Below are 22,204 nucleotides of genomic sequence, written 5' to 3'. Positions count from 1 at the left end.
CTCCGTTACGGCGTATTTGTGTGTTTTGCGTTCGTTAAATTTCAATATGCGAAATTACATTTCAAATAAATGCTATACCTGCGGCTGAGTGAAGTCAAAGTAAGCAAAGAGAAAGTTATTTAGATAAAACAGTAGGTTAAATTAATCTGGTGGTTTTGTGATCGGCGGCACATTTTGGGCCATTGACGTGCTTCAGGCGTGACGAAGCAGAGCGGAACAGGCCCGCTCTGCGTTCACTTTTCCTGTCAGTTATCCCTGGGTATTCAACATCCTGCGGTATAACGAGGTGGTGGCGGTAATGTACAGCTCGTTGCCGTCCGGCCCGCCGAAGGTACAATTGGAGACGCGTTCCGGCACGTCGATTTTACCCCGCTGTTTCCCCTGGCTGTCGAAGATCAGCACGCCATCGGCGCAACTGCAAAACAGGTTGCCGGCCCTGTCTACGCAGAAGCCATCCGGGAAGCCGGGGGTGACGGTGGCGAAACGCCGGCCACGGCTCAACTCACGCCCATCGACCTGATACACCCGCAATTCGCTGCGGCCGAGGATCGGGAAATCGACGACCGACATATCCGCCACGTACAGCAGCGACTCATCCGGTGAAAAGGCCAGACCGTTCGGGCGCTGCAGATCGCAGGCGGCAATGTTCAACGAACCGTCGCGCGGGTCAAAGCAGTAGAGATAGCAGCCGATCACCTGGCTTTCCGACTTGTAGCCTTCTTCGTCGCCGGTAATGCCGTAGGGCGGGTCGGTAAACCAAATCGTGCCGTCAGAGCGCACCGCCACGTCGTTGGGTGAATTGAAACGCTTGCCGTCAACGCGTTCGATCAGCATTCGCACTTCACCGCTGCTTTCAGTGCGGGAGATGCCGCGGCGTCCGTGCTCGCAGCTGACCACCCGCCCTTCGGCATCGCGGGCATTGCCGTTGGCGTAGTGCGAAGGGGAGCGCCACAGGCTCAGTTCCCCCTGCCGTGACCAACGGAACATGCGGTTGCCTTTCACATCGCTGAACACCACCGCATCCTGTTGCGGCAGCCACACTGGTCCTTCAGCCCAAATGGCCGGTGAACACAGGCGCTCAAGCTGATGGTCTGCCATCAGTCCGTTCATACCGACCTCCGCTTACTTCACGCCCCAAATGGTTTTGTAGTGGCCCTGATAATCATTTTGCGGGTCATACAGGTTGTTGCTGCCACCGTCGGCGGCGATGTTGTCGCGCGTCACCAGGTGCGCCGGTGTGACATAGCCTGAAGGTGGCTGCTTGGCGAAGGCGCGGTTGAACTCATCCAGCAGTTGCCAGCCGTGCAGTTTCAGCGGTTCGGGCACCGTGGCAGACTGGCTGTCGCCGGAACGGATGCGCTGGTAGGCGGAAATGGATCCGTCGCCGGCGGAGATGTTATAAGGCGCGTTCTTGCCGCCTTTGCCTGCGGTTTTCAGCGCCGGCGCCATGAAATCAAAGTACAAATCGTTGATCGCCAGTGCGTACTGGAATTTATCGCCGTATTTCTGCAACAGGCTGAAGGTCATGGACGGCATGCGGTTGGAGGTATCCGACAGCGGGGTGTCGATAAATTCCACCACTTTGCAGCCACTGCATTTGCCGATTTCTTCTTTCATCACGTTGGCCTTGTCCAGCGCGATTTGATAGAGAGAATCGGTAAAAATCAGCACGCTGGCCTTGCCGCCGGATTGCACCACCGCGTATTGGGCGGCGATGCGCGCCACTTCGTTGGAATCTGAGGTGACGTTATAGAACACGTTGTATTTGTCGATCGGTCCCGGCTCCGGCACCGCGTGCCACGCGGTCAGCACTATGCCTTGCTGGATGGCCTTCTTCAGCGGGATCTTGGCTACGTTCGGGTTCCAGCCACCGATCACGATGCCGTCCGGTTTCTGGGCGATCGCCTGATTGAGCGAAGCCAACTGGTCTTTCACCGAGCCGCCACCGTCCAACGTTTCCAGCTTCCAGCCGGCGGCTTTCGCCGCTTCGCTCAGCCCTTCTTGCACCCCCTGCACGCCGCCGTTTTTCATGTCTGAAGCGATAAAGATGATTTTCTTGTTGGCCTGCAACTGCGGGCCGCTGGTCGGCCCGTCCCACTGGGTGACGCTGGCGGTGGCCTTGGCGACCGCCGCCGTGGCCTGATCGAGATAGGCGTCGGCCCAGGCGGGTGAGGCGGCGCTGGCCAGCAGCAGGGTAGTCGGTAAGATCCAAAAACGTTTCATTGGGTGAGCTCCTGGTTAAGGATTGATCGCTTTTTGGTTATTGTTATCCGCCGTAACGGCCGGGCTGCGTTGTACCGCTTTTTGATTGAGTAGCCGGCGGCGCTGGGCATAGCCCGCCAGGGTGATCGACAGCAGCAGCGTCGCGCCGTTGAACAGTGGCTCGACCCAGAACTCGCCGCCGAACTGCTGAATACCGGCGATGCCGATTGCCAGAATGGCGATGCCGACTACGGTGCCCCAGACGTTAACCCGGCCGGGGCGAATGGTGGTGCTGCCCAGGAAGGCGCCGACCAGCGCCGGCAGCAGGTAGTCCATGCCGACGCTGGCCTGGCCGACGCCCTGTTCGGCGGCGATCAGTACGCCGCTGAAGCCGGTCAACACGCTGGAGGCAATAAAGGCGCCGACAGTAAAGCGATTGACCGAGATACCGTTTAACCGCGCCGCCGCCGGATTGCCGCCCACTGCGTACATGCAGCGGCCCAGCGGTGTGTGTTCGGTGATCAGCCACAGCACCACGGCGACGATCAACACATAGAACGCGACGATCGGGATCCCGCCGATCTCGGTGTGGTGCAGGGCGATAAAGGCGTCCGGCAGATCGCCGACGATCTGGCGCCCGCCGGAGTGCCACAGCGCTATCGCATACAGCACGGTGCCGGAACCCAGGGTGGCAACGAAGCTGTCGATATCCGCCAGCGCCACCAGAATGCCGTTCAGCAGGCCGTACAGCGCGGAGATGACCAATACCGTCAGCACCGCCATCTGCCACGAGAAGCCGTATTCCACCTGCAGGGTGATGGCCAGGATATGCCATAGCACGATGCCGAAGCCGACGTTAAGGTCAATTTTGCCGACGATCATCGGAATGGTCGCCGCCAGCGCCAGCAGGGCGATCTTGGATTTGCTGGAGAGAATCGCCTGCACCGTCAACATCGAGGCGAATGACGGCGCGATCAGTGAAAACAGGACAACCAGCGCAACGCACAGCAGCAGCAGGCCGTAGCGGGTGAGAGCCTGCATCAGCCACGGCCCGACGCCGTCTTGCGACAGGCTGACCCTTTGCTCAAGTGCCGTTGATTTAACAGATGTTTTAGACATTACCCACCTCAGATTCTAACGTTGTTGCGAGGGTTTCCCCGGCGCTGGCGGAGGCCAGTTCCAATAAATTGGCGAATGACACCTGCTGATTTTTCAGCTCGCCGACCACTTTTCCCCGGTTAAACACCAGAGCGCGGTTGCAGATATGGGCGATCTCCTCAAAATCGTTGGAGACAACCAATACCGCCACGCCTTCTGCCAGGGATTTATTTAAGAGATGATAAATTTCCGCCCGTGCGCCGACGTCCACGCCGGCGGTGGGATCTTCCAGGATCAGCAGCGGTGCGCCCAGGTGCATCCAACGCGCCATCACCACCTTCTGCTGGTTGCCGCCGGACAGGGCGCTGATATCGATATTGACGTCCTTGGGCCGTACATCGAACAGCTGGACCTTCCACCAACTGGCGCCTATCTCCGCGCGGCGGCTGTAGCGCGAAAGCAGCTTGTGGCCGGAGGCCGCCGGATTGATAAACAGGTTTTCACGCACGCTCATCGACATCACCAGGCTTTCGCCGGTACGATCGCCTGCCACCAATGAGACGCCGCAGGCCATTGCCTGTTGCGGGTTGCCGGCCGTATAGGGCTGGTCACGAAAACGGATCTCGCCGCCGTCGGCCTGGCGCAGACCGAACAGCAGCCGGCCGATCTCCTCTTGTCCGGCACCGCGCAGACCGGCCAGCGCCAGCATTTCGCCAGGTTGCAGGCTGAAACTGACCGGGCCGATATCGCCCACCACGACGTTATTGAGCTGCAATACCGGCGGCCGGTGTTCCGGCAGCGGCTCGCGCTGATCGTCGGCCATGGCTTCTCCAACGATCATCTGCACCAGATCGCGCAGTGTGTAGTCGGCGGTATTGCCCCCGGCCACGTAGCGTCCGTCGCGCATTACGCACACCCGGTCGGCAATCTCGATCACTTCATCCAGCCGGTGAGTGACGTAAATCATGCCGACTTTTTTGGCGCGCAGCCGGTTGATGACCGCGAACAGATGGCGCACGTCGTTGGCGGGCAGCGAGGCGGTGGGTTCATCCAGCACCAGCAATTCGGCATTGACCGCCACCGCCCGGGCGATCGCCAGCAGTGATTTTTCGGTGCGCGACAGTTCGAAAACCCTGGCATCGGGATCCAGCGCAATGCCGACATCCTGCAACGCCTGAACGGCGCGGTGGCGGATGGCGCGCCAGTTGATCAAGCCAAAACGGCGCGGGAAGCCCATCACCAGCGCCATGTTCTCCGCTACCGTCATCCATTCGATCAGCCCGAGATCCTGATGAATAAAGGCAATAGGCTGGCGGCTGTCACTTTTTATCGCCGCCGCTGAGGTTATGCTGGCGCCCTGAAACTGAATGTCGCCGCCGTCACGCGGGTAAACCCCCGCCAGCACCTTGATCAGCGTCGATTTGCCTGCGCCGTTCTCGCCCAGCAGGGCCAGTACCTCGCCCGGCATTACTTGCAGACTGACGTCATTGACCGCCACGTTGCCGCCAAAACGTTTGACGATATGGCTGAGGGTGAGAATGGGTTGTTCCGCATTGTCTGGTGTCATGTGATGCGCCCCTGGTGTCCGGCATGCGCGATCGGCGCAATGCAAAATGGGTGAACTTCTGGTTGTTATATCGCCTTTAAATTTCACTATGCGAAATTCAATTTCAAAAATAATATGCCGATCGTTGATCTAAAGCAAAGCCAGAGGCATTTTAATTATTGTTTTAAAACAATGTGTTATTTGTCTCTTTGCGGAATTGTGACGGACAACTCACTTCAGGGGTTACCCGATTGTTGCGCATTTTCGACCTGCTGCTGACAATGAAACGGCGTTCCGTCTTCACCTGATGCGGGCCTTGGGGTAACATTCCCGACAAAGGGTCCGCTTGCCACGCCGTGGCGTTGACCGGCGGCTCGACACTGGAGAAATTGCGCTATGAGCCTGAAAGCTGTCGACGAGAAAGATGACAAGAAAGATAAACCCCTGGGCAGCCAAAGCCTGTTCCGTGGTTTGCAACTGATCGAGATCCTGAGCAATTTCCCTAATGGCTGCCCGCTGGCGCACCTGTCCGAGCTGGCGGGAATGAACAAAAGCACTGTCCATCGTCTGTTGCAGGGATTGCATACCAGCGGCTATGTGACTCAGGCGCCGTCGCCTGGCAGCTATCGCCTGACCACCAAATTTATTTCCATCGGCCAGAAGGCGCTTTCTTCGCTGAATATCATCCACGTTGCTGCGCCGCATCTGGAACAGCTGAATCTGGAAGTGGGGGAGACGGTGAATTTCTCCAGCCGGGAAGATGACCACGTCATTCTGATCTACAAACTGGAGCCGACCACCGGCATGATGCGTACCCGTGCCTATATCGGTCAGCATATGCCGCTGTACTGCTCGGCGATGGGCAAGATTTTCATGGCCTACGGCAACAACGACTATCCCGAACACTATTGGCAAACCCATCAGCAAGAGATTCAGACGTTAACGCGCAATACCATTACCGAGTTGCCGAAGATGTATGAGGAGTTGGCCGATATTCGCAAGCAGGGCATGGCGATGGATCGTGAAGAGAATGAGCTGGGCGTGTCCTGCGTGGCGGCGCCGGTATTTGATATTCAGCAGCGGGTTCCCTATGCGGTGTCGGTGTCGCTGCCGACCGCCAAACTGCAACAGATTGGCGTGAAGGCCCTGATCAAGCCGGTGTTGGCGACGGCACAGCGCATTTCCCAGGAATTGGGGTTTGTGATCCCGGCTTGATCATTAGTATTTATGATGGCTGATTAGAAATATCAATTTCACCTAATAATTCCTTCCTCGTATGATGCGCGTGTTGACCGACACGCGCCCCCGAACGGCGCTTTTTTCTCTGTGAGGAACACCATGCTAGCTGTCTTTCTGCAGGGCTTCGCCTTGAGCGCCGCGATGATCTTGCCGCTTGGCCCGCAAAACGTCTTTGTGATGAATCAGGGCATTCGCCGTCAGTACCATTTGATGATCGCGTCGCTGTGCGCATTGAGCGATATCGTGTTGATCTGCGCCGGTATTTTCGGCGGTAGCGCCTTGCTGAGCCGTTCGCCGTTGTTGCTGGCGGTCGTCACCTGGGGGGGCGTAGCCTTCTTGCTGTGGTACGGCTGGGGCGCATTTCGCACGGCGTTCAGCCGACAGTTGGCCTTGGTGACGGCAGAGGAGTTGAAACAGAGCCGCTGGCGTCTGGTGGTCACCATGCTGGCCGTGACCTGGCTGAATCCGCATGTTTATCTGGATACCTTTGTGGTGTTGGGTAGCCTGGGTGGCCAACTGACGCCGGATGTGCGCTCCTGGTTTGCGCTGGGTGCGGTGAGCGCCTCCATCGTCTGGTTCTTCGCGCTGGCGTTGTTGGCTTCCTGGCTGGCGCCGTGGCTGAAAACCCAACTGGCGCAGCGCATTATCAATACGCTGGTGGGGCTGGTGATGTGGGCCATCGCAGGGCAATTGGCCTGGCAGTGTGCAAATTTATAAGAATTTGTCACTAATCCGAATTTAAAAACCCGCGCGATATGCTACGTTTTATGCCAAGGAACCGGCTGTCAGGCCGGTAATCAGTTACAGCCTGTCATCAAGGAGACACTGTGAAGCTTAAAGCATTGGCTATGGCCGCAATGGTTGGATTAGGGACGCTGCCTCTGGCGCTGCAGGCTGCGGAGTTGCCGGAAGGGCCGCACGTAGTCACCTCGGGTACCTCGAGCGTAGACGCTACCCCAGATATCGCGACGTTGGCTATCGAAGTCAGCGTTTCTTCCAAAGACGCCGGGCAGGCGAAAAAGCAGGTCGACGAGCGCGTGGCGCAATATTTCGATTTCCTGCAGAAAAACAATATCGAGAAGAAAGACATCAGCGCCGCCAATCTGCGCACCCAGCCGGAATACGATTACCTGAAAACCGGCGAGTCGGTATTGAAAGGCTACCGTGCGGTACGTCAGGTGCAGGTGACCTTACGCCAACTGGATAAACTGAACGAGCTGCTGGACGGCGCGTTGAAATCCGGCCTGAACGAGATCCGTGCCGTTGAACTGGGCGTGGCGAAGCCGGATGTTTACCGTGAGCAGGCGCGTCAGAAGGCAATTGAGAACGCCACCCAGCAGGCCGCTTCATTGGCGAAAGGGTTTAACGCCAAGCTGGGGCCGGTCTTCAGTATTCGTTACCACGTGGCCAACTACCAACCGATGCCGGTAGCGCGCATGTATAAATCGGCGGGTGCAGCGGCGGAAACCGATGCGGCGCAAACCTACGAACAGCAAAGCATTCACTTTGACGATCAGGTCGATGTGGTGTTCGAGTTGCAGCGCAACGCCGCTCAGTAACGGCAGGCTTGTTGCAGTAAAAAAGGTTCGCCACGGCGAACCTTTTCCATTTAATCCTGGCGCAAAACCTGGCGGCCATGCTCCAGCAGGGCGTCGGTCACTTTACGCATCATGCGGCTCTCCGGCGCGAAGCGGTGCCAGAACAGCATGCGGCGCTGGAACAGGCCCGGCGTCAGATCGATAAGCTCACCCGAATCCAGCTCTTTCTCAATTTGCAGGTGCGGGATCATACAGCAGGTGGTGCCCTGGCGCGCCAGTTGCACGAAGGCTTCCGACGAGTTCACGATGTGGCAGGGCACGCTGCCCGGTGACAGATCAAAGTTCTGTTGCAAGAAAGCCTGATGCATATCGTCGAGGTGATCGAACGCCACCGCAGGCGCTTTCAGCAACGCGGAGCGCGTGACGCCGTTCGGGAAGTAGCGCTCGGCAAAGCCTTTCGAGGCGACGAACAGATAATCCAGTGCGCCCAGTTGGTCCACCAGACAGCTTGGCAGCGGTTGCGGCTGGATACTCACCGCGCCCACCACTTCACCGCGGCGAAGCCTTTCCTGGGTGCGCGTTTCGTCTTCCACCTGCAGGTTCAGGCGGATAGGGGAATCGGTCAGCACCGGTTTCAACGCGGGCAGCAGCCAGGTCGCCAGACTGTCGGCGTTGACCGCCAGCGACAATAGCAGCGGCGTATCGGCGCCGGTGTCGTTACCCAGCCACTCCTCTTCCAGCAGTTCCACCTGGTGCAACAGCGCCAGCAATTTCTGACCCTGCTCGGTCGGGCGCGGCGGTACGGTGCGCACCAGCAGCGGCTGGCCGAACAGATTTTCCAACTGTTTAATGCGCTGGGATACCGCCGATTGGGTGATGCAAAGTTTCTGCGCGGCGCGCTCAAAGCCGCGCTCACGGATCACCGCGTCCAGCGCTTGCAGCGTTCGATAGTCTGGGCGTTTCATCGGAAAGATATCCCTTAAAGTAGATTGATACTGGCACTATGCCACATTTCTGGCGTTTTACAGGTGGAAAAATCACGGGGCTATCCTGCTGCGGCGCGCCTAAAAATGCGGCTTAGGGTGAAGAAGTGTGATCCTGCCGGAGTGAAAAATAGCGATTTACCCTATAATACGCACACGTTTTCGTACAGAGGCAATGGACATATCATGACGCAGGATGAACTGAAAAAAGCGGTTGGCTGGGCAGCGCTGGATTACGTTACCCCGGGCACCATCGTTGGGGTAGGCACCGGCTCTACCGCCGCCCACTTTATTGACGCACTCGGCTCCATCAAGCACCAGATCGAAGGGGCGGTGTCCAGCTCCGACGCCTCTACCGCCAAGCTGAAAAGCCTGGGTATCCACGTGTTCGACAGCAACGAAGTGGATTCGTTGGATATTTACGTCGACGGCGCAGATGAAATCAACCGCCAGATGCAGATGATCAAAGGCGGCGGCGCGGCGCTGACGCGTGAAAAAATCATTGCCGCCATCGCGCGCAAGTTTATCTGTATCGTCGACTCCAGCAAACAGGTAGACGTGCTGGGCAAGTTCCCGTTACCGGTGGAAGTGATCCCGATGGCGCGATCTTATGTGGCGCGTGAGCTGGTGAAGCTGGGCGGCCTGCCGGAGTACCGTCAGAACGTGCTGACCGACAACGGCAACGTGATCCTCGATGTGCATAACCTGAGCATCATGGATGCCATTGCGCTGGAAAACAAAATCAACGGCATCGCCGGGGTGGTGACCGTCGGCCTGTTCGCCAACCGTGGCGCGGACGTGGCGCTGGTCGGTACGCCTGACGGCGTGAAGGTGGTTGAATAACCCCCATGCTATGGAGGCGCGTATAGTGCGCCTTTATCTTGTATGCGGTCTTGGATCCTGCCTGACCGCATAATTCACTGGCTAAAATATCTTTTATTAAAAGCGCCAAATTTGGTGACATATGTCACATTGTGAGCCTTGGCTCCACAAAGCTTCTGTCTATTTCTTTCCCTTTGGCATTTTCTGCCAAAAACCAGCAACAACGCTGAGCCTTGTACTGACGGGCAGGCAATCGTTTGTATTGCCGCCCGCGTTATTTTTGTTATGTTGGATGCGTGCTGTTCCACAACAGCCGCTTCTGAAGTCTGAATATAGGGTCGGGTAAATGGCAAAAGTATCATTGGAGAAAGACAGGATTAAATTCCTGTTGGTGGAAGGGGTTCATCAAAGCACGGTAGATAATCTGCGTGCGGCCGGGTATACCAACATTGAATATCACAAAGGTGCGTTAGACACCGAAGCGCTTAAGGCATCCATCCGCGATGCTCACTTCGTCGGCATCCGATCGCGTACGCATCTGTCCGAAGAAGTTTTCGCTGCCGCCGAAAAACTGGTGGCGGTGGGTTGTTTCTGTATCGGCACTAACCAGGTTGATCTGAAAGCGGCGACCAAACGCGGCGTTCCGGTGTTTAACGCACCTTTCTCCAATACCCGATCCGTGGCCGAAATGGTGCTGGGCGAGCTGTTGCTGATGCTGCGCGGCATTCCTTCCGCCAACGCCAAGGCACACCGTGGCGAGTGGCAGAAACTGGCCGTCGGTTCGTTCGAAGCACGTGGCAAGAAGCTGGGGATTATCGGCTACGGCCATATCGGCACTCAGTTGGGTATCCTGGCCGAAGGCTTGGGCATGAAGGTGTTTTTCTACGACATCGAAAACAAGCTGCCGTTGGGTAATGCCCAGCAGGTAAGGCACCTGTCCGATTTGCTCAATATGAGCGACGTGGTGACGCTGCACGTGCCGGAAACCCTGTCGACCAAGAACATGATGGGTGCAGAAGAGCTAGCGCTGATGAAGCCGGGCTCGATTCTGATCAACGCCTCGCGCGGCACCGTGGTGGATATCCCTGCGCTGTGCAAGGTACTGGCCAGCAAACATTTGGCCGGTGCGGCGATCGACGTCTTCCCGGAAGAGCCTGCGACCAACAGCGAGCCGTTCAACTCGCCGCTGTGCGAGTTCGACAACGTGATTCTGACTCCGCATATCGGCGGCTCCACTCAGGAAGCGCAGGAGAACATCGGCGACGAAGTGGCGGGCAAGCTGGCGAAATACTCCGACAACGGTTCGACCCTGTCGGCGGTTAACTTCCCGGAAGTGTCGCTGCCGGCGCATGGCCCGAACGCCAGCCGCCTGCTGCACATTCACGAGAACCGTCCTGGCGTGCTGACGCAGATTAACCAGATCTTCGCTGAAGAAGGGGTTAACATCGCCGCGCAGTACCTGCAAACCGGTCCGGAAATCGGCTACGTGGTTATCGATATCGAAGCGGAAACCGAACGTGCTGACGCCGCATTGCAGCGCATGAAGGCGATTGCCGGTACCATTCGCGCCCGCCTGTTGTTCTGAGTGTTCGCGCGTTAACGAAAAGGCCGGATTTATCCGGCCTTTTGCTATTCCTGCTCCCGCCACACCCAATTCTGCGACGGGGTGATGATTTCCGGTAGCGGGATATCCCAATGCTCCACCGGGACCTTTTCCACCTGCTGACAGTCATGCGCCAACCCTATCGGGTAGAGGCCTGTAAGCTGCCAGTTTTGCAGAGTGCGATCATAGAACCCGCCGCCCATCCCCAAACGCTGGCCTGCGCTGTCAAAGGCGACCAGTGGCGTCAGCACCACATCGAGTTCACCGACAGGTAATACGTGGCGTACGTCGAGCTGTGGCTCAAGGATATTGAAGCGGTTGTTCACCAAGAGCGTATCCGGGGCATAGCGCAGGAACAGCAGATTGCCGGCGCTGAACGGGTGCAGAACCGGCAGATAAACCTGCAAGCCTTGCCGCCATAACCGTTCGATCAGCGGAGCGGTATCCAGTTCGCCGTCAAACGACAAGAAGACAGCAACGCTCTGCGCCGCCAGAATACGCGGATGCGCAGCGATACGATCGGCCATCTGCAAAGCAAAATCATGTTGTTGTTCAGGCGTTAAGGCGCGTCGGCGTTGACGGATTCGGTTTCGGATATTCTGCCGCTGTTGGGCATATTGGGATTGAAAAGACATAATCAGCACACATACCGCTGAGGAAGGGGGAATCTCCGAGATGCCGTCGCAGGCTGTAACCCTTGAACCCATGGTTCAAGGTGAACGTGCTGTCGCAATCTTAAGGCTTCTCGGCGGGCCGAGCATGCACACCGATCGCGGATCATCACATTCTGTTGGTACTAAATATCGGCTCAGGGGACTGGCCCGCTGGCGAACATCTCAGAGAAATTTTTTACTCATTGCCGAAATCTTGGATTTCAGCAATTTAAGTTATTCGAATTGTGCATCCTGACGTTCAGAGATGCGACCCTGTTCAAGCAAAGCCTGTTCAATGGTCTGTTGCAGCATACGAATGCGTTGTTCCATATTGGACGCATAATCACGGGTTTTCAACCGTTCTTGAGCAAGTTCGTGACATACGTTCAATGCCGCGATAAAAACCAGTTGCTCAGTATTTGAGACTCTAGTGCGAACTTTAAGATCTTGCAACCGTTGGTTAAGATCGTCCGCCGCCATGTTCAACGCATCTTGTTGTTCTGGCGGACAATTGACTCTTAACGAGCGGCCAAAAATTTGAATATCTACCGGTTGTGCAGACATGCCACCTTCCTGCCTAAATTTCGCGCCAGCCCCAGTTTGCCCTTACCGAGCCACCAAAGCGGGCGCCACTATATATACCTCGGTACCAAGATACAACCCCTTTTTCAGTACCTGGTTGTAATCTACCGCGACAGACATTGCCAGTCAAAAAAGGGTTTCAAAATGCGTATTTAGCGTCATTTTGATCCCTGCCGGCACTGTGTGAGTTCTGGCGCATCACGATTATAACTAGCCACTGAGGTGTCGCGCTTATCTGGTACAGCGATGGACCTTGGTGGTAGCATAACACGAACTTATCCTGCCAACGATGACGAATGCGCATGTCTATACAGAATACATTTCCAAGTTACCAATCTTTGACCGCTGCTCTCAACCAGCAAGCGGTGGCGTTGACCGCAGCAGAAATGCACGGTTTGATCAGCGGCCTGTTGTGCGGTGGCAGCCGCGACGCCGGCTGGCAAACGCTGGTCTATGATCTGACTAACGAAGGCGTGGCCTTTCCGCAGGCATTGAGCCTGCCGATCCAGCAACTTTATGAAATTACGCGTGAAACGCTGGACGACGACGACTTCATGTTCCAACTGATGATGCCGGAAGGCGAAACGGTCAGCGTGTTCGATCGCGCCGATGCGCTGGGCGGCTGGGTGAACCATTTCCTGCTCGGGTTGGGGATGATGCAACCGAAACTGGCCCAGGTGAAAGACGAAGTGGGTGAGGCGATCGACGATCTGCGCAATATCGCTCAACTGGGTTACGACGAAGACGAAGATCAGGAAGAGCTGGAACACTCTCTGGAAGAAGTGGTGGAGTATGTGCGGGTGGCGGCTATTTTGTGCCATACCGAATTTACCCGCCGCAAGCCGACGGCGCCGGAGAATGTCAAACCGACCTTGCACTAACCCCCGATACCACGCCCATAGAGGCCGTGAGCACAGGCCGATTGATTTCAGGAGAAGGTGATGACTCAGCAGGAATTCAACAACCGCCGTCAGGCGTTGTTGGCGAAAATGGCTCCGGCCAGCGCGGCAATTATTTTCTCTGCGCCGGAAGCGACGCGCAGTGCAGATACTGAATATCCCTACCGTCAGAACAGCGATTTCTGGTATTTGACCGGTTTCAACGAGCCGGAAGCGGTGTTGATTCTGGTGAAGAGCGACGAAACGCATAACCACAGCGTGTTGTTCAACCGGGTGCGCGATCTGACGGCGGAAATCTGGTTTGGCCGTCGCCTCGGCCAGGATGCCGCACCGGCTAAGCTCGGGGTGGATCGCGCGCTGTCGTTCGATGAAATCAACGATCAATTGCACTTGCTGCTCAATGGTCTGGACGTGGTTTATCACGCGCAGGGCGAATACGCCTATGCCGATCAGATCCTGTTTTCGGCGCTGGACAAGCTGCGCAAAGGCTTCCGTCAGAACCTGCAAGCGCCGGCGACCATCACCGACTGGCGTCCGTGGTTGCACGAAATGCGCCTGTTCAAATCCGCTGAAGAACTGGCAGTAATGCGTCGCGCCGGTGAGATCAGCGCGCTGGCTCATACCCGCGCGATGGAAAAATGTCGCCCTGGGATGTTCGAGTATCAGCTTGAGGCGGAGATCCTGCATGAGTTTACCCGCCTTGGCGCCCGTTACCCGTCTTACAATACCATCGTCGGCGGCGGCGAGAATGCCTGCATCTTGCACTACACCGAAAACGAGAGTGAGTTGCGCGATGGCGATCTGGTGCTGATTGACGCCGGTTGCGAGTATAAAGGCTATGCCGGCGACATCACCCGTACCTTCCCGGTCAACGGCAAGTTCAGCCAGCCGCAGCGTGCCCTGTACGACATCGTGCTGGCGTCGCTGATGCGGGCTCTGGAACTGTTAAAACCGGGTGCCAGCATCCGTGAGGCGAACGACGAGGTCGTGCGTATCATGATTACCGGGCTGGTGGAACTGGGCGTCCTGAAAGGCGAAGTGGATCAACTGATTACTGAACAAGCGCACCGTCAGTTCTATATGCACGGGCTGGGCCACTGGCTGGGGCTGGACGTGCACGACGTCGGCAATTATGTCACGCCGGCCCGCGATCGCGAGCTGAAACCGGGCATGGTGCTGACCGTCGAGCCGGGCTTGTACATTGCACCGGACGCAGACGTGCCGGAACAATACCGCGGCATCGGCATTCGCATTGAAGACGACATTGTGATCACCGTCGGCGGCAATGAAAACCTGACCGCCGGCGTAGTGAAAGATGCTGATGCTATTGAAGCGCTGATGGCGGCGGCAAGGTAAGCGGATGAGCGTAATTATCGTTGGCGGCGGCATGGCGGGGGCGACGTTGGCGCTGGCCATCTCGTCGATGACCCAGGGAAGGATGGCGGTTGATCTGGTCGAAGCTACGCGGCCGGACGACCGCAGCCATCCGGGGTTTGACGCCCGCGCCATCGCCTTGGCGCAGGGTACCTGCCAGCAACTGACGCGTATCGGCGTCTGGCCGGCGCTGCGCGACTGCGCGACGGCCATTACCCATGTGCACGTCAGCGATCGCGGCCACGCCGGGTTTGTTAACCTGTACGCGCAAGATTATCAGGTCGATGCGCTTGGTCAGGTAATTGAATTGCACGACGCCGGCCAACGGCTGTTCGCGTTGCTGGCCAAAGCGCCCGGCGTCACGCTGCACTGCCCGGCACGGGTGGTCGACGTGCTGCGTACTGCGGACCGCGCCGAAGTGCTGTTGGATAACGGACGGCGCATCAACGGGCAACTGTTGGTGGCGGCGGACGGATCGCGTTCAGCGCTGGCACAGGCCTGCAATGTACAGTGGCAACAAAGTGAATATCCGCAGTTTGCCACCATCGCCAACGTCACCACTTCAGAGGACCCGCAAGGGCGAGCCTTCGAACGTTTCACCCGCTATGGGCCATTGGCGCTGTTGCCGATGTCTCAGGGCCGCAGTTCGCTGGTGTGGTGCCATGCGCGTGAAGATCGCGCCGAGGTCGATGGTTGGGATGACGCCCGCTTTATCAGTGAGCTGCAACAGGCGTTTGGCTGGCGGCTGGGCCGGATCGTCAAAACCGGCAAACGCCACAGCTATCCGCTCAGTCTGCTGACCGCCAGCCGGCATGTCAGCCATCGGCTGGCGCTGGTGGGCAATGCCGCGCAGACGCTGCATCCGATTGCCGGTCAGGGGTTCAATCTGGGTCTGCGCGATGTGATGTCGTTGGCGGAAACGCTGGCAGAGGCGGAGCAGACGGGCGAAGATCCTGGCGGCTATGCGCTGCTGAGCCGCTATCAGCAGCGGCGGCAGAAAGATCAGCAGGCGACGGTCGGCGTGACCGACGGTCTGATCCGGCTGTTCGCCAATCGTTATGGTCCTTTAGTGGTCGGCCGCAATCTGGGCCTGATGGCGATGGAACAGCTGCCGGCGGTGCGTGATGCTTTTGCCAAACGCACGCTGGGCTGGGTGGAACGCTAGGCTGGTGTATAAGCAGGGGCGCAGCGTACTGCGCCCGGAACGCCGCGCAATCGCTGCGCAGCGAGTCATTTAAGGAAATTAAGCAGCATGCAATCATTTGACGTGGTTATCGCCGGCGGCGGTATGGTGGGGTTGGCACTGGCCTGTGGCCTGCAAGGCAGCGGCCTGCGCGTTGCGGTGCTGGAGCACCGGCAACCGGAAATGACGCCGCCGCAGGAACAGCCGGCGCTGCGCGTATCCGCCATCAACGCCGCCAGCGAGCGTCTGCTGCAGCATATTGGCGTGTGGGACGAAATCCTCGCCCTGCGTGCCAGCGCCTACAACGCGATGGAAGTGTGGGATCGCGACAGCTTCGGCAAGATCGCCTTTCGCGGCGATGAATGCGGCTTCAGTCACCTCGGCCACATCATTGAAAACTCGGTAATCCAGCAGGCGCTGTGGAAGCGTGCGGAAAGCCTTAGCGATGTCACGCTGATCACCCCGGCGGCGCTAAAACAGGTGGCTTGGGGCGAGAACGATGCCTTTATCACGCTTGAAGATGGCCGCATGCTGACTGCCCGGCTGGTGGTGGGGGCCGACGGCGCGCATTCCTGGTTGCGTCAGCACGCCGATATTCCGCTGACCTTCTGGGATTACCGCCATCATGCGCTGGTGGCCACCATTCGTACCGAAGAGCCGCACCTGGCGACGGCGCGGCAGGTGTTTTATGGCGATGGCATTCTGGCATTTCTGCCGTTCAGCGATCCGCATCTGTGCTCTATCGTGTGGTCGGTAGCGCCGGAAGAAGCGGATCGTCTGAAGCAACTGGATCCGGAACAATTTAACCGTGAGTTGGCGATGACGTTCGATCTGCGCCTCGGCGTCTGTCGGCTTGAAAGTGAGCGCCAGACCTTCCCATTGACCGGGCGTTACGCGCGCAGCTTTGCCGCGCACCGTCTGGCGTTAGTGGGGGATGCGGCGCATACCGTGCATCCGTTGGCCGGCCAAGGGGTGAACCTGGGCTTTATGGACGCCGCCGAGCTGATCGCCGAACTGCGGCGCCTGCAACGTCAGGGCAAGGACATTGGCCAACATTTGTACCTGCGTCGCTATGAGCGCCGCCGCAAACATGGCGCGGCCGTGATGTTGGCGAGTATGCAAGGGTTCCGTGAGCTCTTCGACGGCAATCACCCGGCGAAGAAACTGCTGCGCGATGTCGGTTTGCGTCTGGCCGACAGCCTGCCGGGCGTGAAGCCGAAACTGGTGCGCCAGGCAATGGGCCTGAGCGATTTGCCGGAGTGGCTGGCTTAACCGGCTTATGAAAGAGGCTGGCGCTCCGGCCTCTGCAATCCCTCTTCAATTCTGTGTCTGGCGCTCCAGGCGCGTCGGGTACGGCTCCTTATACCCATAGCTTTTCCTTATATAACCCTTCATTTGAAATAATCTAATTTCATCCCGGTTTTAGCATTACTTTTTCTAATTCAATAACCGGTTATCAAAAGTCGAAATCCCGTGACTGGCCGTTGGTTTGTTATATAACTTCGGATTTTTGGTGCTTCAATTGTTGTTTTTGTGCCTTAAAGCGCATTTTTCCAGTTAAAAACTCTGCACACTAGCCCGGCGTTTTACTGGCGACGGACACCGCCAAGCCTATTTTAACTTATGGTTAATGTGGTCGTTCGGTGATAACGTCAGAACAAAGGTATCGTTTGCGTCACGACGGTTAGCCACAGTTTCCGTACGTTTCGGCGCAGCGTTTCTGTTGGGCAGTCAGTGCGCCACGTAACCCGGCCCGCGAGCCATGATCTGACGTATTGCGTGGCAGCACCCTAACTTCAGCTACTGAGTGAAATGAGGGAAAAGATGGCAAAGCAAACCCCACTGTACGACCAGCACGTGGCGTGCGGTGCGCGCATGGTAGATTTTCATGGCTGGATGATGCCGCTGCATTACGGCTCCCAGATCGATGAGCACCACGCCGTGCGTCAGGATGCCGGTATGTTCGACGTCTCCCATATGACCATTGTGGATCTGCGCGGTGCCCGCACCCGCGAGTTCCTGCGCTATCTGCTGGCGAATGACGTCGCCAAACTCACTCAACCTGGCAAAGCGCTGTACACCGGCATGCTGAATGCGTCCGGCGGCGTGATCGACGATCTTATCGTTTACTTCTTTACTGAAGACTATTTCCGCCTAGTGGTGAACTCCGCCACGCGCGACAAAGACCTGGCCTGGATCGAAGAACACGCAGCGCCTTACAGCATTGAGCTGAGGGTGCGTGACGATTTGGCGCTGATTGCGGTGCAGGGCCCACAGGCCAAAGAACGCGCCGCTACCCTGTTTACCCCGGAGCAAAAAAACGCGGTTGAAGGCATGAAGCCCTTCTTCGGCGTACAAGCCGGGGATCTGTTCATTGCCACCACCGGCTATACCGGCGAAGCGGGCTATGAAATCGCCCTGCCGAAAGAGCAGTCGGCGGATTTCTGGCAAAAGCTGCTGGCGGCGGGCGTTAAACCGGCCGGCCTCGGCGCGCGCGACACGCTGCGCCTGGAAGCGGGCATGAATCTGTACGGCCAAGAGATGGACGAAGGCGTTTCGCCGCTGGCTGCCAACATGGCCTGGACCATCGCCTGGCAGCCGGAAGATCGCCAGTTCATCGGCCGCGACGCGCTGGAACAGCAGCGGGAACAGGGCACAGAACAACTGGTCGGCTTGATCATGACGGAAAAAGGCGTATTACGTAATGAGCTGCCGGTGCGTTTCACCGACGCGGCAGGTCAGGCGCACGAAGGGGTGATCACCAGCGGCTCCTTCTCGCCAACCCTGGGCTTCAGCATTGCCCTGGCGCGCGTGCCCGCCGGTATCGGCGAGCAGGCTATCGTGCAAATCCGCAACCGCGAAATGCCGGTCAAGGTCACCAAACCTGGCTTTGTTAGAGCCGGTAAGTCACTGATTAATTGATTTTTTTATTCTCTTATTTCTTCGAAGGAGTAGCTGGCGATGAGCAATGTGCCAACAGAATTGAAATACGCGGCATCCCACGAATGGGTGCGTGACGAAGGCAATGGCGAATACGTGGTAGGCATCACCGAACACGCGCAGGAACTGCTGGGCGACATGGTGTTTGTCGATCTGCCAGACGTTGGCGCGGCAGTGACCGCCGGTGACGACTGCGCCGTGGCGGAGTCGGTTAAGGCCGCTTCCGATATTTATGCGCCAATCAGCGGTGAAATCATCGCCGTCAACGACGCGCTGGAAAGCTCTCCGGAGCTGGTTAACAGCGAGCCTTATGGCGATGGTTGGCTGTTCCGCATCAAGGCTTCCGATGCCGCCGAGCTCGGTAAGCTGTTGGATGCCGGTGCCTACCAGGCTTCTATCGACGAGTAATCGACATACTCTTGGTCTTTCAAGCTGCAGCGTTGTTATCTGCACTTGCTTACCCCAGTGACTTAAGTAAGCGCCTGGGGATAAGCAAGCCGGTCGCCTGGCGGCAGCTTGAAATCCATTGAGTATGTAACGCCTCTACCTATGATTTGATAGCAGGGCGTTTTAGTTCAGGCTATATCCCGTACCCCGTCAGCATTCAGGAATTTGTAGCAATGACTCAGACACTCAGCCAACTTGAACACAGCGAAGCGTTCATCGAACGCCACATCGGCTCTTCTGCGCAACAACAGCAGCAGTTGCTGGAAGCGGTGGGCGCACGCACGCTCAGCGCGCTGATCCAACAGATTGTGCCGGCAGACATTCAACTGCCAGGGCCGCCGCCGGTGGGCGATGCGGCGACTGAACATCAGGCGCTGGCCGAACTGAAGGCGATTGCCTCGCAGAATCAGCGCTACAAATCCTATATCGGTATGGGCTACAGTGCGGTGTTGACGCCGCCGGTGATCCTGCGCAACATGCTGGAAAATCCGGGCTGGTACACCGCGTATACGCCATATCAACCGGAAGTGTCGCAGGGCCGTCTTGAGGCACTGTTGAACTTCCAGACGGTGACCCTTGATCTGACCGGTCTGGATCTGGCGTCCGCTTCGTTGCTTGACGAAGCCACCGCTGCCGCCGAAGCGATGGCGCTGGCCAAGCGCGCCAGCAAGCTGAAAGACGCTAACCGCTTCTTCGTGGCCGACGATGTGCACCCGCAAACGCTGGACGTGGTACGCACCCGCGCCGAAACCTTCGGCTTTGAAGTGATCGTCGATAAAGCCGAGAAGGTGCTGGATCTGCAGGGCGTGTTCGGCGTGCTGCTGCAACAGGTGGGCACCACCGGCGAGTTGCACGACTACGGCGCGTTGCTGGCTGAGCTGAAAACCCGCAAAATCGTTACCAGCGTGGCGGCCGACATCATGGCGCTGGTGCTGTTGACCGCACCGGGCAAACAGGGTGCAGACGTGGTCTTCGGTTCCGCGCAGCGCTTTGGCGTGCCGATGGGCTACGGCGGCCCGCACGCTGCCTTCTTCGCCTGCCGCGATGAATTCAAACGCTCAATGCCGGGCCGCATTATCGGCGTTTCCCGCGACGCCGCCGGCAACACCGCGCTGCGTATGGCGATGCAAACCCGTGAGCAACATATCCGCCGCGAAAAGGCCAACTCGAACATTTGTACCTCGCAGGTGCTGCTGGCCAACATCGCCAGCCTGTACGCGGTGTACCACGGCCCGCAGGGCCTGCAGCGCATTGCCGGGCGTATCCATCGCCTGACCGACATTCTGGCCGCCGGGCTGCAGCAGGCCGGTCTGGCGCTGCGTCATAAAACCTGGTTCGATACCCTGACGGTGGAAGTCAAAGACAAGGCCGCCGTGCTGGAACGCGCGCTGAGCTTTGGCATCAACCTGCGCACCGACATCCACGGTGCGGTCGGCATCACGCTGGACGAAGCCACTTCGCGTGAAGACGTGCAGACACTGTTCGCTTTACTGGCCGGAGACAACCACTGTCTGGACATCGACGCGCTGGACGCGGCGGTGAGCAAAAACAGCCAGTCGATCCCGCCGGCAATGCTGCGCAAGGATCCGATCCTCTCCCATCCGGTATTCAACCGCTACCACAGCGAAACCGAGATGATGCGTTACATGCACCGTCTGGAGCGCAAAGATCTGGCGCTCAACCAGGCGATGATCCCGCTCGGTTCCTGCACCATGAAACTGAATGCTGCGGCGGAAATGATCCCGATCACCTGGCCTGAGTTCTCCGAACTGCACCCATTCTGCCCGCCAGAGCAGGCGGCAGGCTATCAGCAGATGATTGGCCAGCTGTCGCAGTGGCTGGTGCAACTGACCGGTTACGACGCGGTTTGCATGCAGCCGAACTCTGGCGCGCAGGGCGAGTATGCCGGCCTGCTGGCGATCCGCCGTTACCACGAAAGCCGTAATGAAGCGGGCCGCCATATTTGCCTGATCCCAAGCTCGGCGCACGGCACCAACCCGGCTTCCGCCCAGATGGCGGGCATGAGCGTCGTGGTAGTGGCCTGTGACAAGAACGGCAACATCGATCTGCACGATCTGCGCATCAAGGCGGAACAGGCGGGCGAAGAACTGTCCTGCATCATGGTGACCTACCCGTCGACCCACGGCGTGTACGAAGAAACCATCCGTGAAGTGTGTCAGATCGTTCATCAGTTCGGCGGCCAGGTGTATCTCGACGGTGCCAACATGAATGCTCAGGTCGGCATCACCACGCCGGGTTACATCGGCGCAGACGTCTCGCACCTCAACCTGCATAAAACCTTCTGCATCCCGCACGGCGGCGGCGGCCCGGGCATGGGCCCGATCGGCGTCAAAGCGCATCTGGCTCCGTTCGTGCCGGGTCACAGCGTGGTGCAGATCGACGGCGTAACCACTCAGCAGGGCGCGGTGTCCGCCGCACCGTTCGGCAGCGCTTCTATTTTGCCAATCAGCTGGATGTACATCCGCATGATGGGCGCGGAAGGGTTAAAACTGGCGAGCCAGGTGGCGATCCTCAACGCCAACTACATCGCAACCCGCCTGAAAGATGCCTATCCGGTGCTGTATACCGGCCGCGACCATCGCGTGGCGCATGAATGTATTCTCGACATTCGCCCGCTGAAAGAAGAGACCGGCATCAGCGAAATGGACATCGCCAAGCGCCTGATTGACTACGGTTTCCATGCGCCGACCATGTCGTTCCCGGTCGCGGGCACGCTGATGGTCGAACCCACCGAATCGGAAAGCAAGGTGGAACTGGATCGCTTTATCGACGCGATGCTGGCCATCCGCAGAGAGATTGACCGGGTAGCGAAAGGCGAATGGCCGCTGGAAGACAACCCGCTGGTGAACGCGCCGCACATTCAGGCGGAGCTGGTCAGCGATTGGCAGCATGCCTACAGCCGCGAACTGGCGGTGTTCCCTATCGCCGGTGTGCGTGAGAATAAATACTGGCCGAGCGTGAAGCGTCTGGATGACGTGTATGGCGACCGTAATCTGTTCTGTTCCTGCGTGCCAATGAGCGAATACGAATAACACATTCGGCAAAGTTTGTTAGCAAGGGACACCGCATCATGC

The 22,204-nt window shown here is 58.0% G+C and carries 19 protein-coding genes and 1 other RNA gene; 12 read left to right on the top strand and 8 right to left on the bottom strand.

Annotation, left to right across the window (positions count from 1 at the left end; translation table 11 throughout):
• Positions 1 to 249: 249 nt before the first annotated feature.
• The 4 genes from JEM67_RS22935 to JEM67_RS22920 are packed head-to-tail and all read right to left on the bottom strand — an operon-like array spanning position 250 to position 4,867.
• Entirely contained in the window at positions 250 to 1,110 is an 861-nt protein-coding gene (locus JEM67_RS22935; protein ID WP_199637915.1) for an SMP-30/gluconolactonase/LRE family protein, read from the bottom strand.
• Between the two features lie 12 nt (positions 1,111 to 1,122).
• Positions 1,123 to 2,223: an ABC transporter substrate-binding protein gene (locus JEM67_RS22930; protein WP_199637912.1), complete on the bottom strand. Its 1,101-nt coding sequence runs from the start codon at positions 2,221 to 2,223 to the stop codon at positions 1,123 to 1,125.
• Between the two features lie 15 nt (positions 2,224 to 2,238).
• Positions 2,239 to 3,321, bottom strand: coding sequence for an ABC transporter permease (locus tag JEM67_RS22925; RefSeq protein WP_199637910.1), 1,083 nt, complete (start codon positions 3,319 to 3,321; stop codon positions 2,239 to 2,241).
• Positions 3,314 to 4,867: a sugar ABC transporter ATP-binding protein gene (locus tag JEM67_RS22920; protein WP_199637907.1), complete on the bottom strand. Its 1,554-nt coding sequence runs from the start codon at positions 4,865 to 4,867 to the stop codon at positions 3,314 to 3,316. The genes JEM67_RS22925 and JEM67_RS22920 overlap by 8 nt, the downstream gene beginning before the upstream one ends.
• Positions 4,868 to 5,242: 375 nt before the next feature.
• Here JEM67_RS22920 and JEM67_RS22915 point away from each other — a divergent pair, with 375 nt between their 5' ends.
• The 3 genes from JEM67_RS22915 (at position 5,243) to JEM67_RS22905 (ending at position 7,644) form a co-directional block, all read left to right on the top strand.
• Entirely contained in the window at positions 5,243 to 6,061 is an 819-nt protein-coding gene (locus tag JEM67_RS22915; protein ID WP_013814405.1) for an IclR family transcriptional regulator, read from the top strand.
• Between the two features lie 123 nt (positions 6,062 to 6,184).
• A complete protein-coding gene (gene argO, locus JEM67_RS22910) occupies positions 6,185 to 6,802 on the top strand; it encodes an arginine exporter ArgO (protein ID WP_199637905.1) in 618 nt (205 codons plus the stop codon).
• Positions 6,803 to 6,912: 110 nt separating this feature from the next.
• Entirely contained in the window at positions 6,913 to 7,644 is a 732-nt protein-coding gene (locus JEM67_RS22905; RefSeq protein ID WP_006319489.1) for an oxidative stress defense protein, read from the top strand.
• A 50-nt stretch (positions 7,645 to 7,694) separates the two neighbouring features.
• Here the strand turns inward: JEM67_RS22905 and JEM67_RS22900 are convergent, their stop codons facing one another.
• A complete protein-coding gene (locus JEM67_RS22900; RefSeq protein WP_006327766.1) occupies positions 7,695 to 8,588 on the bottom strand; it encodes a LysR family transcriptional regulator ArgP in 894 nt (297 codons plus the stop codon).
• Between the two features lie 204 nt (positions 8,589 to 8,792).
• Between JEM67_RS22900 and rpiA the strand changes: the two genes are divergently transcribed.
• A complete protein-coding gene (rpiA, locus tag JEM67_RS22895) occupies positions 8,793 to 9,449 on the top strand; it encodes a ribose-5-phosphate isomerase RpiA (RefSeq protein ID WP_006327765.1) in 657 nt (218 codons plus the stop codon).
• Between the two features lie 325 nt (positions 9,450 to 9,774).
• Entirely contained in the window at positions 9,775 to 11,013 is a 1,239-nt protein-coding gene (gene serA / locus JEM67_RS22890) for a phosphoglycerate dehydrogenase (RefSeq protein WP_199637902.1), read from the top strand.
• Between the two features lie 44 nt (positions 11,014 to 11,057).
• Here serA and JEM67_RS22885 read toward each other — a convergent pair whose 3' ends face one another.
• From JEM67_RS22885 to zapA, 3 genes are all read right to left on the bottom strand, one after another.
• On the bottom strand, positions 11,058 to 11,666 hold the full coding sequence (locus tag JEM67_RS22885; protein WP_199637899.1) for a 5-formyltetrahydrofolate cyclo-ligase: 609 nt from the start codon (positions 11,664 to 11,666) through the stop codon (positions 11,058 to 11,060).
• A gap of 28 nt (positions 11,667 to 11,694) precedes the next feature.
• A non-coding RNA gene (gene ssrS, locus JEM67_RS22880) (6S RNA) lies at positions 11,695 to 11,877 on the bottom strand.
• A 41-nt stretch (positions 11,878 to 11,918) separates the two neighbouring features.
• Positions 11,919 to 12,248, bottom strand: a complete 330-nt coding sequence (gene zapA / locus JEM67_RS22875; protein ID WP_004931621.1) for a cell division protein ZapA — start codon at positions 12,246 to 12,248, stop codon at positions 11,919 to 11,921.
• Positions 12,249 to 12,568: 320 nt separating this feature from the next.
• On the opposite strand from zapA, the gene JEM67_RS22870 reads away from it, so the two are divergent.
• The 7 genes from JEM67_RS22870 to gcvP all read left to right on the top strand — a co-directional run bounded on the left by JEM67_RS22870 (position 12,569) and on the right by gcvP (position 22,162).
• Entirely contained in the window at positions 12,569 to 13,147 is a 579-nt protein-coding gene (locus tag JEM67_RS22870) for a YecA family protein (protein ID WP_041416347.1), read from the top strand.
• Positions 13,148 to 13,207: 60 nt separating this feature from the next.
• Positions 13,208 to 14,521 carry a Xaa-Pro aminopeptidase gene (pepP, locus tag JEM67_RS22865; RefSeq protein WP_013814400.1) on the top strand — a complete coding sequence of 438 codons (1,314 nt, stop codon included), beginning with the start codon at positions 13,208 to 13,210 and terminating at the stop codon, positions 14,519 to 14,521.
• A 4-nt stretch (positions 14,522 to 14,525) separates the two neighbouring features.
• A complete protein-coding gene (gene ubiH, locus JEM67_RS22860; protein WP_013814399.1) occupies positions 14,526 to 15,704 on the top strand; it encodes a 2-octaprenyl-6-methoxyphenyl hydroxylase in 1,179 nt (392 codons plus the stop codon).
• Between the two features lie 87 nt (positions 15,705 to 15,791).
• Positions 15,792 to 16,994: an FAD-dependent 2-octaprenylphenol hydroxylase gene (gene ubiI, locus JEM67_RS22855; protein WP_199637896.1), complete on the top strand. Its 1,203-nt coding sequence runs from the start codon at positions 15,792 to 15,794 to the stop codon at positions 16,992 to 16,994.
• Between the two features lie 552 nt (positions 16,995 to 17,546).
• Entirely contained in the window at positions 17,547 to 18,644 is a 1,098-nt protein-coding gene (gene gcvT / locus JEM67_RS22850; protein ID WP_199637894.1) for a glycine cleavage system aminomethyltransferase GcvT, read from the top strand.
• A 39-nt stretch (positions 18,645 to 18,683) separates the two neighbouring features.
• On the top strand, positions 18,684 to 19,070 hold the full coding sequence (gene gcvH / locus JEM67_RS22845) for a glycine cleavage system protein GcvH (RefSeq protein ID WP_013814396.1): 387 nt from the start codon (positions 18,684 to 18,686) through the stop codon (positions 19,068 to 19,070).
• A gap of 212 nt (positions 19,071 to 19,282) precedes the next feature.
• A complete protein-coding gene (gcvP, locus tag JEM67_RS22840) occupies positions 19,283 to 22,162 on the top strand; it encodes an aminomethyl-transferring glycine dehydrogenase (RefSeq protein ID WP_199637890.1) in 2,880 nt (959 codons plus the stop codon).
• Positions 22,163 to 22,204 lie beyond the last annotated feature (42 nt).

The organism is Serratia sp. PAMC26656, assembly GCF_016469055.2.
Lineage (GTDB): Bacteria > Pseudomonadota > Gammaproteobacteria > Enterobacterales > Enterobacteriaceae > Serratia > Serratia plymuthica.
This window is presented reverse-complemented; position numbering and strand designations above follow the sequence as displayed.